This is a genomic window from Eisenbergiella porci, from assembly GCF_009696275.1.
Classification (GTDB): Bacteria; Bacillota; Clostridia; order Lachnospirales; family Lachnospiraceae; genus Eisenbergiella; species Eisenbergiella porci.
Map to the genome: position 1 here is coordinate 61,810 of NZ_VUMI01000015.1, position 16,224 is coordinate 78,033.

At 47.0% G+C, this 16,224-nt stretch carries 17 protein-coding genes; 5 read left to right on the plus strand and 12 right to left on the minus strand.

All coding sequences use genetic code 11. The annotated features are described in order from the left end of the window. Positions 1 to 68: 68 nt before the first annotated feature. From FYJ45_RS11085 to FYJ45_RS11110, 6 genes are all read right to left on the minus strand, one after another. Positions 69 to 1,712 (minus strand): recombinase family protein, encoded by a 1,644-nt coding sequence (locus FYJ45_RS11085; RefSeq protein ID WP_330588637.1) that lies wholly within the window; start codon positions 1,710 to 1,712, stop codon positions 69 to 71. Between the two features lie 80 nt (positions 1,713 to 1,792). Then, complete coding sequence (locus tag FYJ45_RS11090; protein ID WP_154464627.1) at positions 1,793 to 2,095, minus strand: hypothetical protein; 303 nt, start codon at positions 2,093 to 2,095, stop codon at positions 1,793 to 1,795. Between the two features lie 17 nt (positions 2,096 to 2,112). Further along, positions 2,113 to 3,402, minus strand: coding sequence for a plasmid recombination protein (locus tag FYJ45_RS11095; RefSeq protein WP_154464628.1), 1,290 nt, complete (start codon positions 3,400 to 3,402; stop codon positions 2,113 to 2,115). 348 nt (positions 3,403 to 3,750) lie between these two features. Then, positions 3,751 to 3,966 carry an LLM class flavin-dependent oxidoreductase gene (locus tag FYJ45_RS11100; RefSeq protein ID WP_117803036.1) on the minus strand — a complete coding sequence of 72 codons (216 nt, stop codon included), beginning with the start codon at positions 3,964 to 3,966 and terminating at the stop codon, positions 3,751 to 3,753. 399 nt (positions 3,967 to 4,365) lie between these two features. Continuing rightward, a complete protein-coding gene (locus FYJ45_RS11105; RefSeq protein WP_154464669.1) occupies positions 4,366 to 5,712 on the minus strand; it encodes a DNA primase family protein in 1,347 nt (448 codons plus the stop codon). 1 nt (position 5,713) lies between these two features. Further along, the gene (locus FYJ45_RS11110) at positions 5,714 to 6,334 is read right to left on the minus strand and encodes a CHC2 zinc finger domain-containing protein (protein WP_154464629.1); all 621 of its coding nucleotides are present in this window, start codon (positions 6,332 to 6,334) and stop codon (positions 5,714 to 5,716) included. Positions 6,335 to 6,555: 221 nt separating this feature from the next. Between FYJ45_RS11110 and FYJ45_RS11115 the strand changes: the two genes are divergently transcribed. From FYJ45_RS11115 to FYJ45_RS11125, 3 genes are all read left to right on the plus strand, one after another. Further along, positions 6,556 to 7,659, plus strand: a complete 1,104-nt coding sequence (locus FYJ45_RS11115; protein ID WP_154464630.1) for a DUF6076 domain-containing protein — start codon at positions 6,556 to 6,558, stop codon at positions 7,657 to 7,659. A gap of 23 nt (positions 7,660 to 7,682) precedes the next feature. Beyond that, positions 7,683 to 7,913, plus strand: a complete 231-nt coding sequence (locus FYJ45_RS11120) for a hypothetical protein (protein ID WP_154464631.1) — start codon at positions 7,683 to 7,685, stop codon at positions 7,911 to 7,913. An 84-nt stretch (positions 7,914 to 7,997) separates the two neighbouring features. After that, a complete protein-coding gene (locus tag FYJ45_RS11125; protein ID WP_154464632.1) occupies positions 7,998 to 9,173 on the plus strand; it encodes a sigma-70 family RNA polymerase sigma factor in 1,176 nt (391 codons plus the stop codon). 155 nt (positions 9,174 to 9,328) lie between these two features. On the opposite strand, the gene FYJ45_RS11130 is transcribed toward FYJ45_RS11125, so the two are convergent. Beyond that, on the minus strand, positions 9,329 to 9,901 hold the full coding sequence (locus FYJ45_RS11130) for a hypothetical protein (protein WP_154464633.1): 573 nt from the start codon (positions 9,899 to 9,901) through the stop codon (positions 9,329 to 9,331). 601 nt (positions 9,902 to 10,502) lie between these two features. Between FYJ45_RS11130 and FYJ45_RS11135 the strand changes: the two genes are divergently transcribed. Both FYJ45_RS11135 and FYJ45_RS11140 read left to right on the plus strand, forming a co-directional pair. Next, positions 10,503 to 11,342: a C39 family peptidase gene (locus tag FYJ45_RS11135; RefSeq protein ID WP_195841781.1), complete on the plus strand. Its 840-nt coding sequence runs from the start codon at positions 10,503 to 10,505 to the stop codon at positions 11,340 to 11,342. A 127-nt stretch (positions 11,343 to 11,469) separates the two neighbouring features. Continuing rightward, positions 11,470 to 12,591 (plus strand): linear amide C-N hydrolase, encoded by a 1,122-nt coding sequence (locus tag FYJ45_RS11140; RefSeq protein ID WP_154464635.1) that lies wholly within the window; start codon positions 11,470 to 11,472, stop codon positions 12,589 to 12,591. 143 nt (positions 12,592 to 12,734) lie between these two features. On the opposite strand, the gene FYJ45_RS11145 is transcribed toward FYJ45_RS11140, so the two are convergent. The 5 genes from FYJ45_RS11145 to FYJ45_RS11160 form a co-directional block, all read right to left on the minus strand. Further along, complete coding sequence (locus FYJ45_RS11145) at positions 12,735 to 12,986, minus strand: DUF1273 domain-containing protein (protein ID WP_235930760.1); 252 nt, start codon at positions 12,984 to 12,986, stop codon at positions 12,735 to 12,737. Between the two features lie 286 nt (positions 12,987 to 13,272). Next, positions 13,273 to 14,463 carry an IS256 family transposase gene (locus FYJ45_RS11150; protein ID WP_154464636.1) on the minus strand — a complete coding sequence of 397 codons (1,191 nt, stop codon included), beginning with the start codon at positions 14,461 to 14,463 and terminating at the stop codon, positions 13,273 to 13,275. Between the two features lie 105 nt (positions 14,464 to 14,568). After that, complete coding sequence (locus FYJ45_RS11155) at positions 14,569 to 15,252, minus strand: DDE-type integrase/transposase/recombinase (RefSeq protein ID WP_235930761.1); 684 nt, start codon at positions 15,250 to 15,252, stop codon at positions 14,569 to 14,571. Further along, positions 15,249 to 15,473 (minus strand): helix-turn-helix domain-containing protein, encoded by a 225-nt coding sequence (locus tag FYJ45_RS30620; RefSeq protein ID WP_235930762.1) that lies wholly within the window; start codon positions 15,471 to 15,473, stop codon positions 15,249 to 15,251. The genes FYJ45_RS11155 and FYJ45_RS30620 overlap by 4 nt, the downstream gene beginning before the upstream one ends. 295 nt (positions 15,474 to 15,768) lie before the next feature. After that, on the minus strand, positions 15,769 to 16,014 hold the full coding sequence (locus tag FYJ45_RS11160) for a DUF6061 family protein (protein WP_154464637.1): 246 nt from the start codon (positions 16,012 to 16,014) through the stop codon (positions 15,769 to 15,771). Between the last annotated feature and the right edge of the window lie 210 nt (positions 16,015 to 16,224).

Below are 16,224 nucleotides of genomic sequence, written 5' to 3' on the forward strand. Positions count from 1 at the left end.
CTGTGCCGTAAAGGCTTAATAGGGATAAGTAACTATTTAAGTTGCAGAAGAACGGTGTGACCGAAAGGTCACGCCGTTTTTCTGTTTTTCGTAGGTCTTTCATAGATAATGGGTTCAAATACAGTGGGAATCTCCACTTCATCAAGGAAGTTAAAGAAGATGCGGACACGCTGCTGACGCTTTCCACTGGACTTGTCCGGTGCGTAAACGAGAATCTTCTTGATGAACTCGTTTACAATCGTCGGTGTCAGTTCTCGGACATCCACATACTTTTCTGTCAGAGCAAGGAAAGCATCCAGATTGTCCTCCAGTTCCATCTGCTGGTCAACCCATTCTTCTGTTACTTCAATCTCAAGCTTCAGACGCTCCTGTTCTTCCTCGTAGCTCTGCGACATCTTCTGATACCGCTCCTGACTGAGATTTCCCAGAACAGCGTCCTCATAAATACGTGTAATCAGAACATCCAGGTCAGCAAGACGCTTCTTTGCTTTGGCAATTTTCCGCTGATCCTCCAGAATGCTTTTCTCCTGATCTGTACGACGGCATTGCAGCCATTCTTCCTGAAAACCATCTACATCACTGCGAATATAATCGCAGACAGCCCGGATGCGTTCCAGAACAAGATCACGGAGCGTTTCTTCCCGTATATAGTGTGCAGTACAGGTGCCACGATTGCTCTTGTAGCTGGAGCAAACATAGTGATCCTGCTTGCCCTCAAAACTCTTACAGGTTGCGAAGTGCAGCTTGTTTCCACAATCCGGGCAGAACAGCAGTCCAGAGAATAACCCCTGCCGATCTGCTTTTGTAGGTCGGCGTTTATTTTTTCGCAGTTCCTGTACTCGATCAAACTGAGCCTGCGTGATGATAGCTTCCTGCGTATTCGGGAAAATTGCCATATTTTCCGGATCATTCGCTATCCGCTTTTTCAGCTTGTAGGACTTGGAATAAGTCTTGAAGTTACAGGTACATCCGGTGTACTCGATTCTTTCCAGAATACCGACAACAGAATTTTCATTCCAGCGATACGGTTTATCCGGAAGTGGTTTGCCTTTCTGCTTGGCATACAGCGCCTTGGTTGTAAGCACCTGCTCCTGTTCCAGAATTCTTGCGATTTTGGTCGGTCCCTTGCCATCAATGGTCAAATCGAAAATCCTCCTGATAACAGGAGCTGCTTCTTCATCGATGAGCCAGTGATGCTTGTCCTCCGGATCGTTGCGGTATCCGTAGGGCGGGCTGCCCAGATGCTTTCCGCTGTTACCTTTCGCTCGCATGACAGAGCGCACTTTTTTACTGGTATCTTTGGCATAGAAGTCATTGAACAGATTACGGAAAGGTGTGAAATCATTGTCACCCTTGGCACTGTCCACACCATCATGAATGGCGATAAAACGAACATCATAGCTTGGGAAAACCAGCTCCGTGTACTGTCCGACTTGTAAATAGTCTCGACCGAAGCGGCTCATATCCTTGACGATGAAATTTTCGACCAATCCCTGCTCCACAAGGGAAAGTGCTTCCTGGATGCCGGGACGATTGAAGTTCGTCCCGGTATAACCATCATCCACGAAAATCCGGATGTTGATGAACCCGTGTTCCTTTGCGTATTTCGTTAAGATTGCTTTCTGATTTGCGATACTGTTGCTTTCTCCATCCAGCGCATCTTCATTAGAAAGACGGCAGTAGAGAACAGTTATTTTCTGCTGATCCAACATTGTTTCCTCCTTCGGTGGTTGGTCAGCTGACAGTACCGTAGTGCATGGTTTTATATTAACATAACTTTGTGTCTCTGTCATTAACAAGCCACCCCCTTATCAGAAAAAATGAGCCGTTTTACCTTATCGGCAAGCGGCTCACTTCCAATACATTCTGTTTCAACGATATACCATGTGTTGCCGATCTTCCGTTCAATGGTAGTGTGAAACGGAGACTGCGCTGCTTCCTGACGTTTACGGCATTCTTCCAGAAAATCCAGCGGCGGCTCAAATATCGGATCAAAGCAGGCTTCTATATCAATCACGGAACAGGCGTCAATGACATCCCACAGTGGCGCACCTTCGAGCATCACGTTATTAACTTTACTTACAATATCAATCATAGGCAGTAATTCCTTTCTTAGATTTCCATATTCTGACCACGCCTGCGGTCAGGCTGTCTGTGTTCCTGTTTTTCCTGTCCTCTGGCGAGGATGGCGTTAAGAAAAGCCCGAACCTTTTCGGATGCAATTTCCAGTGCATCCAGATAGGGTTGGGCTTTCTTTTTGAGTTCCTGATATTTTTCGTTCAGCGCATCGTACCGCTGCTTCCAGATGGAAACTGTCTTTTCAGCGGAAGCCAGTTTCTCCTTCAACCGCTTGTTGTCGGCATTGGTAATAATGCCATTAACCGCATAGCGTTTGAGCGTATCACACTGATCTGGTGTGAGCGAAATATTTCCGGTGATGGCATTTTTCTTGCCCATCGCATCAATATCCTGCACCGTCAACGCAATGGTCTTTGCCGCCTTGGTTTCCCTTTGTAGAGCTTCCAGTCTCTTTTTCTGCTTCTCCGTGGCAGATTTGGCATCCTCCAAACTCTGCTCGGCCTGTGCCACCTGTCCGGTTACAACTTCCAAACGCTGCTGTTCAGCCTGTACCTTAAACTGTGTCACGGTCAGATGTTCCTCTGTACTGCCACGCTCTCCACGCTCCACATCATCATATCCGGCAGCTCGCATGAAATGAAAAAAGTCATCCTGCAATACACTGTAGGACGACTTTAAAATCTTTTTCCCTTTTGCGTTCAGCATTGGATTTCCCTCAGCATCCAAAACGGGCTTGGACTCCCATTTCTTACTGCGGCTGACCTGTGTGATCGTTTCCTTTACCGTTCCCCGGAGGGATTCATCCTTGCATCGCTTCGACCACAGGATTTGTTTCTCCACCACCGGGATATAAACCACATGAAGGTGATAGTGGTACACATCCTCACCCAGAGCTTCCGACATTGCCCGGTTGCGCTCGTCGGCATGCATTACAGCGGAGAGGATATACTGCTCACCGCCCACGATCTCCACAGCGGCTTTATAGGCATCGGCATAAAACTGTTTTGCAAACTCATAGCCGCCGTGGTTATAAAAATATGCGGAGTTCACATCGAAGATCAGCTCACCGTATTTGACGGCATCCGGTTTCAGACCTCTTGTGGAGATTACAACGTCCTGTTCCATCTGCTCAAACATTTTTACATAATCGTCCGTGGGGGCTTTGAAGTGGACATTCAGCGCAGTGCGTTCCGGCACGATGTCCTGATTGCTGTAGCTGTCCTTTTCACGTTCATTGTGTTCCTGTACCTTCGCCACATCATCCGGTGTTTTCAAGTCTTGATTTCGGGCTACGGTACGATCTATTCCATCATTTCTTGCCATAGATTTTTTGTCCTTTCTTTGGGATTTGCAGACAGCGGAGGGCTGGGGAACGGCACTTTTTCAAAGTGTAATAACCCACTATTACACTTTCATCCATATTGGCTGCAAAGTGCCGTGGGCTCTCCGAGGGCTCCTCCGGAGGGGGTATGCGGTCACTGCGGTGACCTCTGCTGACCAAGGCAAAATGTCTGCGCCTTTTCCCATGGTCAACCCGTCTGCATGAAGCTGTTCTGCAGAACATTTCTTACAGACGGCGGCAGCGAAAACCGTATCTTTCACTGCCATCCATAGGCAGCACTGCGGTGCGCCTATGGGGACGGGAGATGCGAGGGGGCTGTTGCCGGGGCATTACTTCTCCCGTCTTTGCTGCCATACGATGTCGTATCCCAGCGCAGCGGCAAGCTCCAATACTTCCTTGTATCGGATACTTTCCCGCTGTAATTTTGCGGACAGGTTGGAAACGCTGTCGCTCCAACCGTATTCGTCTGAGAGCAGGTCAACTACTTCCTGCATGGTCATTCCGGCACGGATGATCTGTGCCTTTATTTCGTTGCGTACATTCATATTGAAAAATCCTCCATAATTCTGTTTGTGGTTCGGTGCAACCTCTGCACTCCAAAACGGAGCAGATACACCGAATAGCGAAAAATCTGCAATCTCTGAAATTCATTCAGAATTTCTTCCGTGATGTCCTGTCCATATATGACCATATCCCGCTTTTCTGTTTCGTGCGGTTTGGTCTGGAATAGTGAAAACACCCATTGTTCCGTGAACAGGGTACACGGTTCAGAGAAGCACGATTTCGTGAAATGGTTTCGTCCTGCGATCAAAAACTTTGCTGTTTCCATTACCATTGATTTTCAATGCCCGAAAACAGGTTAGTTCTGACCTCTGGTTGTTCCCATAAATAGAGAACAACGTGTAAAATGCTGCGTACATACGTACAGAGCATGACTGGCAAAATCAATCCCGCCAGTCCTCCGGTACGTACGTACACGGCGAAACATCGTAAAACCCGTTTATATGAGGTCTTGCCACAGCTTCCACGCCCATAAAGCCCCACACCCGCCGTCCGGCAGAGTTGGTGATGTTGTTGCAATGCTCGAGATTGAATCTCCCGGCATTGGCAATCATGGCGTCGCTGAAGCTACGGGCTTTCAGCGGAGCAAGGGAATTTTCCTCGCACCACATCCGGTAGATTTCATAGAAATCTTTGGAGCTGATGGACGCATCCGCTTTCAGTCGGATGTATCCCTCCGACTCCATGAAATCGAAAATGTTGTTATTGTCACGCTTGACCGCTTCCCGGTTTTCACGGATACGGTCACTCGCTGTAAACTTAAAGTTGTTGGCAACAAGCCGCTGCAAGCCCTCCAATGCCCACAGGAAGATGCCCTCGGCTTCGGCTTTCATCTTCTCCGCAAGGTCAGGATCGTCAGCTCTGTCCACCGGCTTTTCCTTAGTGGTCAGCACAAGCTGTCTGCGGTAAAAACCGTCGCTGCGGTCATACAGGGCTTGCAGATCGCCGTTGCTGAATGCAAGCAGCCGGGCAAACATCCATCCCTGGTAGCTCTGCTTGCCCTTGCGTTCCAAATCCATCTTGCCCTGTGCCGTCACGATGGATTTTACATAGTTGGTCTGGCGCAGGGCTTCCATCCGCATATCATCATCTACGCACAACAGGATGTGTTCCAGATCGGCACGAGCGAAACGGTTTTCAGAAATCTTACCAATACTGCCATCTTTCATATTCGTACCGAAGATAGCAGAAAGCACCGCACCGATTTGGGATTTACCCTCGCCGCCGTTGCCCTTAATGACCATCATGCGCTGACCTTTGTTGGAGGGAATCAGACAGTAACCGATGAACTCCTGCAAGGTGGGGATGTCCTCCGCATGGAGCAGCTCATCCAGAAAGGTCAGCCAGATCACAGGTGCGGGGGCATCGGGATTGTAGGCAACAGGAAGACGGCTCCGCACGATAGTCGGTCTGCCCTCGGTAAATGTGCCGTTCAGCAGCAGCGTACCGTTGGACACATGGATGCGATCCTGCTCCGGTGGAAAGTCAGGCACTTGCGCTTCCAGTTTCAGCACTTCAAGAATGTTGGTGATCTTCCGGGGGATGTTGTTCACGGCACAGAATTTCAGCTTGTCGTAAATCTCCCCACGCAGAGGAAGATCGTCCGTCACTCGACCATCGGGCGTGAAAAAAGCTCCGTTTGCAAAGATGATCCTGCGCTCATGCAGAAATTCCTCACAAAACAGAGCTTCGTTGATGTTCTGTCCATCAAACCAGACAGGCAGGTTCATATCAGGCGTTTTCCGGTTCTTCGCCACGGTGCGCCACCTCCTTTTTCTTTCGTGCGGTGTACTCCTTCAGAAAAGTGATTTTGCCGCTTTTCATCAGCTCGTCCACCACAGCAACCCGCTCTTCTAAATCACCGACTGTCAAAATATCTGCCAGATATTCGATATGGCAGAGCATCTGACAGGCTTCCACAAAACGGTCATCCAGTGCATCGTCCGGTGTTTTCGGTGCATACCGCACTTTCCAATCTTCCAGCAGATGCAGATAGTCGGTCAGCACCCGGAAGCACATCATTTCGTCCTCCCGGAACTGACGGATATAGGGATGTTTCGGCTTGACCATAGCTGCGGCAGTGGGCGGTTTCGGGTCAAGCCCAAAATCCGAAGACAGCTTTTGTGCTGCTTCATAACTGCTCAGATCGAAGAACCTTGCCACGAAGTCGATCACATCCCCCTTGGCTCCGCAGCCAAAGCAGAAGAAATATTCCTCGTTCAGCTTCAAGCTCGGATACCTGTCGTTGTGGAACGGGCAGCAAGCCATGCCGTTGCGGCTCACTTTCAGCCCGTAGTGTTTGGCGGCTTGTTTTACGCTGATTGCCGCCTTGATGGTTTCATAGATTGTCATAGAAAAACCTCCGTTCATAGTATTCAGAAAGCACGAAACACCCGCCGTGATTGGCAGGTGTTTCGCTCTTTCTACTATGGTTATGACAGATTTTTCAAAAAACAGGCTAATCGGAGGACAACCCCATTTCAAAAAACAGGACAACTTTCCGCGGGATGTAGATTTCTTCATATTTGCATGGTATAATGAAAGAAATGAAAAAACAGGACAGGAGGGCGAGTATGAATCAAGAACTGATGACATTGGATTTTTGGCAGGATACGGTCATATATGAGGGCAAAACATTTCCTGTCGGCACTCTTGCCTGTGATGCGCTGAATGTTTCGGCAGATACTCTTGCCCAGATGAACGAGCAATGCCAAAAAATCAATCTGCTGCTTGGTATGCTGAACGCAGGACAGGATGTTTCTGCGCTCTTTCCTATGGCAAGGGATGCTGCTCTGGCAATGCTGGGTATTCTCAGTAAAACACCGCCGTTCTCCTATATGAACATATCACAGCACCGGGAACGAATAGAAAAAGTCTTTACTGCCGACAATACGCTGAAATATGTGGAGTTTGCTATAAAAGCCGCAACCAACTCATTGCAGTTTGAAGAAGTTCCGAAATATGCGGATGCGATGATGCTCCAACGCTATACCGCTGTATTCGGGCATCTGGCATACTCCCTTGGAGAATACCAAACCGCAATGCTTGATTTTGCAGCAAAATCAGACGGCAACGAAGCAGACCGTACCGCAGAGGGCTTTGCAAAAATGTTCGGAAGCTATTTCCCTCCGGAGTTTTCTATCACAGAGGGCAATGCCTGGATGTCTGTTGCGAACAACTCTGTTCAGTATGTGGCAACCATCCGTCCCGGCGAGGATATGGCAAAGCTGGTCAAACGGATGCACTATGTATCCTTTGTGGGGATGTTCCGGTCTGATCTCTTTGAGGGTTTATGTGTCGGTCATGCCCCGAAGAAATGCAAAATCTGCGGCAAATGGTTCCTCACCACCAACGCAAGGCACACCAAATACTGCGGTGGCTATGCGCCGGGAGATAAGCTGCACCGCACTTGCCGACAGATCGGCAACCTGAAAGGCAGAGAACAGCGGGAACTTGCGGACGATCATCCGCTGAAACAGATTTATGAGAAACGGCTGAACACCATAAACCGCTACGTGAAGCGTGGCACGCTGGACGCTAATCTTGCGGAGGTTATGAAGAAACTGGCGAAGGATAAAATGCAGAAGGCGATCAGCAATGTCGCTTACGCCAAGGGCGATTATGAGAAAGAAATGGAACAGGCGGCCTTGAATAAAGAAGCTATGAGAAAACTTTGAATTTGACAAAGGAGTGTGATTGTATGAAAAAGCTGAACAATATCTTAAATATCATTATTGGTTCTTTTGTTGGTGTATTCATTGGGCATGGGTTTTATGTTCTTTGGGACTTCAAAACTCGCCCTGAACTGTATGCTATGCAATCAGCACCTTGGTACACAAGCATTTTGGTTTATGGAGCATTTACCCTTGTTATGTTGCTGATATGCTTTGTAATAAAAGCAATCATCAAACACAAGCAGAAAAAGAAGTAAGCCCATTCCAATTTGTAGGGAACAGAAAATTTCAGCTTTCTGAATGTTCGCAAATATTATATTAAATCGGGAGGGAGGTGCGCTATGCTGAATGATTTTACATGGAATATGACCGGATACATACCAAAACACGCTGTAAATCCGCACGGTGACGGCATCATTCCCTATGTGGCAGAGCGCATCTTCCAACTGGAACCGGAACCGCCAGCGGTAGGCAGCCTGAATGAATACATCCTGTCTGCCTTGCAGGAAAAGAATTTGCTATATTTTTCGTTCTTCCTGCACCACTACGAGCCGCAGCTTAACAAGCGCATCAAAACCTTTCTCGGTGTGGATGGCGGCGATCTGTACGACACAGACCGTTTTCTGGATATAAAACTCTCCTGTCGGGAGCAAATGCTCCAAAAGCTGATGGACTATGATCCTGCCAAGGGTGCGGAGTATGCTACATACATTTTTCAGTTCATCCGGGACACTATGCTCCGTTTCCGCATGGGCGAAGAAAAATGGTCGGTATCCTCTCTGACCAATTATAAAATGGTGCGGTCAATGGCATGGCTGTACCTTAACACCAAGGATGCTGTAAGCGAGTTTTCCAAGAAGTATAACTGTGACCTTGCTCTTGCGGAAGAATATCTGAAAGTTGTCCGTGGCATCCGCAATCAGCAGCCTTTCTATGTGACAGACGAGGACGGTGAGGAAACAGGCGAGGATGTTGCCCTTGATGATACTTGGAACTATACCGACATCCTCTGGAACGGCATACAGGCAGAAAAGGTGCAACGGGCTTTCGAGAAGCTGAACTACCGGGAACAGACCTTGCTTGAAAAGCGGCTGGCGGTCTGCATGGCCTGTGGACGTGTTGGTTCATGGAAGAACCGCCCCACCTTTGAAGAACTGGCAGTTATGTTTGAGGGCAGCACAGCCAGCGGTGCGGAGCGAGCCTACCGGAAAGCGGTGGACAAGCTGACGGAGCGTCTGGTTGCCGAAGGTGCGCTCCATGCTGTCCGGCTGAAACAGAAATCCAAAACTAAGCGCAAAAAGAAAATCGCCACCGCAATCTACGAATATCAAGCAGACTGCGACGGCGAATGGGGCGAGATTTCGTTGGATTTTGAGAACGGCACAGCGGAGATCGCCCGGCTTGCCGATTGGGATACCATGAAAACAAACCGCTTTGCAAACAAGGCGATAACGTATCTTCTAAGCTGCGAGAATGAGAAGCCGCCAAAGGAAACGATGGTTGCCTTTAATCTGTAAGTTCCAACGAAGAGCATCTTCTCCTACCGGAAACCCACAACTGAGGAAGTACCCGCTGAATAGCCATATTTCCAATACTATAGGTAAACAAGCGCAAAGTACAAGAATTAAGTGTTAATCGTTCTAACTTCCACCCTTTGCGCTTATTTATTCGGTTAATTGGACAGATGTGAATAGTCAGTTATCGGGAGGAAATCGTTGATTGGAGTCAGGCTATCCAAGAAAGAATATAACTCATCAAAGGAGGAGCACTCCTCTGTACTCATAAGTTCCCCTGACCACACCAACTTATTGTTCACCATCGAATATAATGAGACGTTCTCAATTCGCATGTTCCCCATACCGCCATCATGGATTGCAATTCCGTTTCCTTCATACTCATACAAACACTCATCATAAGACCAATAACACACATCGCTTGAAATAACATCCGTTCCGTTAAAAGAGTAAATATAATACTTCGACCTATCCTCCTTCACTATAAGTTCAGGAATTCCGTTTTTGTCTACATCATAGAGCGTATATTCAGTATCAATATAAATTGTGTTGGAACCCCAAGAAAACGGGGTAAATTCAGGATGTTGTAGCAATATTGCCTTATATCGTTCAATGTAAGAATTGCTATTGGTAGCATTTACTTGGGCATACATATGTATTAAACACAAGCATAACCCTGTCAGCATCGCTGAGTTTCTGCAGTGCACCGGTTTGTTCAATAATGTCCGCATTATCAATCATCCTGATTCCACTCCTTCTTAATACCTTTTTCTTTTGATGAGGTAAGTATAATATGCAGAGAGTTTAAAAATGTCTCTCTGCATGCAACAAAAGAAATTATTCATTAAAGTTTTTGAGTTCTTTTTCTCATCTTCAAAATTCACCATGATCATCGACTGTATTTCCTTTTGCCAAACGCCCCATTCTTCCTTTTACCAAATTATAGTTTTTCTGGTTCAGACAGCTGAACACAACCTCCAAGTCATATGAAGGGTGAGCACTGATCCATGCGTTTACCACAGTGACAGCAGTTTCTGTAAGATTGAGTTCAGGAAGCATAAACTCAGGGAGCATAAACTCATTTCCCTAATCAATTTCATAAATGCCCCTTGTTTCATTGGGGAAATGGAATTGATTGGAGCGTAAAACACATCAAATGAATTTACAGCAATTACAGAATGTACTTGCTATGCGATTGCAGTCATATTTCACCGCAATTGTGGTAAATATGAAGAGAAAAGACCTATGATTTTTTCTGTACCACTTGACACAGCAAAGCAAAAGCAGGATAATATAAATAAGTGTTTGCTTTGTAATCGGAGGAATTTCAAAATGAAAGCAATCAAGAAGATTATCCCTGTGCTTTTAATTCTTTTATTTGTTGTGTCTTTGTTTATGATAATTACAGCAAACAAAGAACCGAAATCTGAAGGTATTGCCAATCAGATGAAGGAGTATTACTTGAACGATACTGAACCGGAAGGAAATACATTTTATGATTATAATGTTTCATCAACGTCGTTGCCTGAAACGGATGAAAAAGGAATATGTAAACTTATAAAATTACCGTTATATAGACAAAGTCATAATTTTACCTGTGGAGTGGCTTGCGTTGCATCTGTTTTACGCTATGCGGGATACGATTTTGACACCAGAGAAGATCGATTACTTTGGGAGCTTGAAGCAACTCCGGAAAATGGGACTAACTATATGAATATAGCAGAATATTTAGAATCCGTTCGTACAGAAGGTTTTCCGAATACACCGGTGATTGCAACAGAGGTTGTGTGTGTAGATTATGCTTCAAATGAATACGATTCGGATCATACGGATAGCTTGCTAATACAATTAAGGACAGCTCTTGATGATGATTCTCCTGTTATTTGTGCGATTCAGGCATGGAAAGATGACGGTGATTATAAGACTGAAACAGAAGACGATGGTCATTATGTTGTGTTAATCGGATATAAGAAGGATGCGAAAAAAGATACATATATCTATTATTTTATGGATCCATCGACTTCCGGTAGTTACACATATCTTACAGAAGAAGAATTTATCTTGCGTTGGCACGATAGTTTAGAGGGAAAATCAAAGCGTATTGGAATTAAGGTTTCGTATTTAAATTCAAAACAGGAAGTACCCATTAATATTGCATATCATATAGATTAACGAATAAAAGGATAGCACAAATAAAAACGCTCAAAGAAACCCTTGAACTCTTTATTCTGTAATAGAACCCGAAAGCAAGGTCGGGTTCTATTACAGAATAATACCGAACCAAAAAGGAGAATAAGACATGAATAAAGTAAAGAAGCGTAGTTTGATCGTTTCGCTGGCGATTCTGGCGGTCGTTGTATTCGCCTTGCTTGCGTTTTTAGGACTGTATTTCACCAGGATCCAGACCATCGGCAGCATTGAGCGGCTTACGGATTACGCGGATGGATACAATCTCTATCGCATGGATGTCAAATACGATTACAATCTTGACAATATTATCGATTACGGCATTCAGGACGATCAGACGATGATCGATGCGATTCTGAAAGAGGCGTTGCCGCTGCTGCCTGTAAAGATCAAAGCGCCCAATTTCGGCTGTACGGTGTTTTGTCTGACCGATACGGACGGCGACGTTCATATGGGACGTAATTACGATTTTAGTAAAGATACATCTGCTATGTTGGTTTACTGTGCTCCAAAGGACGGATATAAGTCTATTGCCTTTGCCGCTCTTGACAATGTTTCAGCAAATGTGCCTGATGAGAATATCAAAAAAGAGCTAGCAAGTCTAACAGCTCCATTTATCTGCCTTGATGGTATGAATGAGAAGGGCGTGTCTATCGCTGTGTTGACACTTGATAGTGAGCCTGTACGTCAAAGCACAGGCAAGCCTGTCATTTCAACTACTCTTGCGATACGACTTGTTCTTGACAGGGCAGCGACCACAGAGGAAGCAGTGGAGCTTTTGCGCAGCTATGATATGTTCGCATCATCCGGTAGAGATTATCATTTCTACATAACCGATGCATCAGGCGATGGCAGAGTAATAGAGTATGACATTAACGGCGAACCAAGAGAGCTGATAGATACTCCATCAGAGGTGGTTACTAATTTCTTTATTCGTCATAAGGATGAGGTGCTTCCAAATCAGAAAAACGGTATCTACGGTCACGGCAGGGAACGCTATGACGCTGTGCTGGAGGTGCTGGAAACGGAAAAAGGCAATTACACCGACGATACCGTGTGGAACGCAATGAAAGCGGCGGCACAAGACCCAAACCCCGATAACATCACAAGCAACACACAATGGTCTATTTCCTATAACAATACTGACCTTTCTGCTGATATTGCCATCCGCCGCCATTGGAGTGATGTAACACATTGCGAGCTGGAAACCAAGGTGACGACGCCGTTAAAATGAGTGGTACAGGGCAGTAAAATGAAGGGAAAGGCAAAAGCCCCTCGCTTCCAAGGTGCCGGTACATTCGTTGTTAATCCAACCAAGCTTGATAATGCGTATGATGAATTCGTTAAGCTTGGTTTGGATGTAACCTATTCCCAAGGCTATAAAAAATGCAAAGACATTATGAAGTCGTGAAAACGATTGCAGGAAATCTCAACATTTAACACCAAAGAAGATAAAGCAAAAGGGGTATTTAGTTGTTCATAGCTGAGTTCCAGTGTAATGCCAGGATAACTTTTTTTCAAGTCAAGAACGATTTCTGCGGCATACATATCAATGCCGATTGCCATGCCGGAAATAAAATGGGTGACATTTTCCTTCTCAATGAGATAATTGTCTTTGATGACCAGCACATCATAGATAATAGCCGTAATATTTCCTACTTGTTAGGCCAGCTAAAGAAAGACCCCAACTTCCCCGCATGGTGGGAAGCCCACAAAGCCGAGTGGGAGCAGTAAAACAGAATAGAACCGCAATCCCCACGGGAAATCACTCCCGTGGGGCTTTTTCTACCTGTTTCCGCCGAACCATCTATGGATATGACGGACTGCCAATATCAACGCAAAGAGAGGACGAAGCTGCTCCGGTAATGTCAAGAGTTATGCGCAAAATAGTTTGCAGAGTCTGGAGAGAATGAAGTCAACCAGCAACAGAGGCGTCCTCCATAGCAGCCTCCAAATGCTTCATGTTCATATACCTCTTGTTGCCCCATTGAGTACCGGCCACATGGCGAAGGCGGGCGCAGACCAGCATGAGGGCTGAGTTGCCATCGGGGAAAGCGCCCACTACGCGAGTCCGACGACGGATTTCCCGGTTGAGCCGCTCGATCACATTGTTGGTGCGGATCCGTGTCCAGTGTTCAGAAGGGAAATCACAGTAGGTTAGCGTTTCTTCAACGCCATCTTCCACCTTCTTGGCGGCCTCCGTTAACTTCATAGCGCGCAGTTCCGCCACCACAGCCTTTGCTTTCTCTCTGGATGCCTTTTTGCTCTCCTGCGCATGAATGGCCTTCAGCATTTTGGCCACCAGCTTCACCTTGGAGCGAGGGGTAACAGAGAATACATTGCGGTAGAAATGGACGGTACAGCGCTGGTATTTGGCCTCTGGAAACACTTCTCCTACAGCTTCCAGCATTCCCAGACACTTATCGCCCACGATGAGTTGCACCCCGTCCAGACCACGGCCGCGAAGCCATTGGAAGAAGCTTACCCAACTGACCTTGTCCTCTTTCATACCCTCGGCAGCGCCCAGAACCTCACGGTATCCATCCTCATTCACCGCGATCGCCACCAGAATGGCTACATTTTCATATTCACCGCCCCAGTTGCGGCGCAGGTAAAAGCCGTCCACATAGACGTACGGATAGCGGCCGCCCTGCAGCGGGCGGTTCCGCCATTCCTCGATGTGGACGTAGGCCTTCTTGTTCAGCTCACTGATGGTGGAGGGGGATACCTTGCTGCCCCACAGGGCCTCTGTGATGTCCTCCACCCGGCGCACAGAGACGCCGGCCAGGTACATCTCTATGAGCGCCTCCTCGACGCTGCTCTCACGACGGCGGTACCGCTCAATGATGGCTGTCTCAAACGAGATTCCCTTGAGGCGCGGCACCTTGAGCGTGACATCTCCCGAAGTGGTGGTGAGGTTCCGGCTGTAGTGGCCGCTGCGGTAACCCTGTCGCTGCTCGCTGCGCTCGTACCGGGCTGCTTGAGTCAGTTTCTCCGCCTCGGCTTCCAGCAACTCATTCAGGGTTTCTTCCACGCTCCCCCTCACTAATTCTTTGATCTGCCCCTTGATTACTTCCTCATTCAGCTGTACAATCTTCTCAGACATGGTTTGCTTTCTCCTTTCAGAATGGTGTGTCGTGACTTCATTCTACCAGAGATCTGCAAACCGTGTCTCTTTTTTCCCTTTTTAATTTGCGCAATTTATTGTACCTTATCGCTGCTCCCGTTCTTCCTGAAATACTTCCGCCGGGATCTTCCTGGTGGTTCCGTGGATTTTGGCGTTGCCCGTCCGTTCCAGCCACTCCACACAGCTTCGATTCAGAATCTCATCGTCCACATAAAGACGGTTATTGAGGAAATTGCCTTTTATGAATTTGACGGTATTTTCAATCTTACCCTTGCTTTCGGGGTCTGCTCCCCGGCAGAGGTAGATCTCCACCTTGCAGTTCTGGCGGAACTTCTCAAATTCGTAGGTGTAGACGATATCGCCGCTGTTCTCGCTGACACAGACGATGCTGTCCTGGTCAAATACCATCTCCCGGGGCATCCCGCCCCAGTAACGGAAACAGTTATGGCAGGCAGCCACCAAATCTGCCGCCGTAAAGGGCCTGCTCTGGCACTGAGCGTATTTGTATCTGGAATGGGAAAGCAGGAAGGCGGCTACATGCACCGTCGTCCAGCCTCCTTCCACATTCTTGAGCGTGGTCTGACCGAAGTCTACCTGCATCTGCTGCCCCATGGGAAGCTCCGCCACGGTCTCATAGCTTCGTGGATTCGGATGCCGGGGAAGGCGGTATTCCTCCCGGAGTTCTTTCACATACCGGGACACCGTTCTCTCAGCGTGAGCTTCTTCGTAATGCTCTTTCAGCCAGTCACAGACCTGGGCTGCTGTCAAAGAAGGATACTCCCGGAGCCAGGTAACGATCTATCCCGGCGGGAATCCAGATTGCGGATGCGAACGATCTTCCGGGCGTTATGCTCATACTCGTCCACATCCATATCCCAATATCGTTTCACGGTCTTACGGTTGATACCCAAAGCTTTTGCTGCGGCGCGCTGGGAAAAGCCAGCCTCCCGCATTTGATGAACCTTGCTGTACACTTGATACCCCTTCATTTCGTCACGGTCTTTCTCTGGAATACAGCCATTGTACCAGAAAAATGACCTGAATTTAAGTGGTATACTTTGTGGCGCAGGTGGCCCCTTTTGTGGCGAAAGTGGCCCAGTTTCCGTGGCGAAGGGTGGTATACTTCTCTTGGCCGAAATTGGTATACTTTATCTTACCATTTACAGGGTGGGAATATTGAAGCAATCTACAACAGCGACAAACTGCAAATTAAAATAACCTATGCAAAATAAAATAAGCCCTGCTGTCAGTCACTTAATCGACCAACAGCAGGGCTTAAATCGTTTAATCAAGACACTTGTATTCTGTAACCGTCTTTAGATAGGTTTCGGGATCGCCGTTCAAAATGAGATTTGCATATTCCAACGGTGCATTGTAGATTAGATAGTCCAACTCTGACCGCTGGTACATATCGTCGGCAACCTCGTTCTCCACTGCGTTAGTGTCAATCGCAATCATGCTGCCATCGGTGAATTTCAATTCTACGCAGCAGTTGTCCATATTGTAAGCACAAGATATTAAGTTTTTCATGGTATGTCCTCCATAATTCGTGATATAAAGCGAAAATCCCGTCTGACTTCCTGTTAGAAATCAGACGGGATTTGTCCGTATGCACCCCGGAAACCGTCAGCTAACAGTTGATAAGTGATTAGTTCCTTATCACTGTTAAGCCAACCCTTTACGTGATTTCCTTTCTATGATAGGATGAAGACAGGCAACCAGGACAAAAGCAAACCGTGC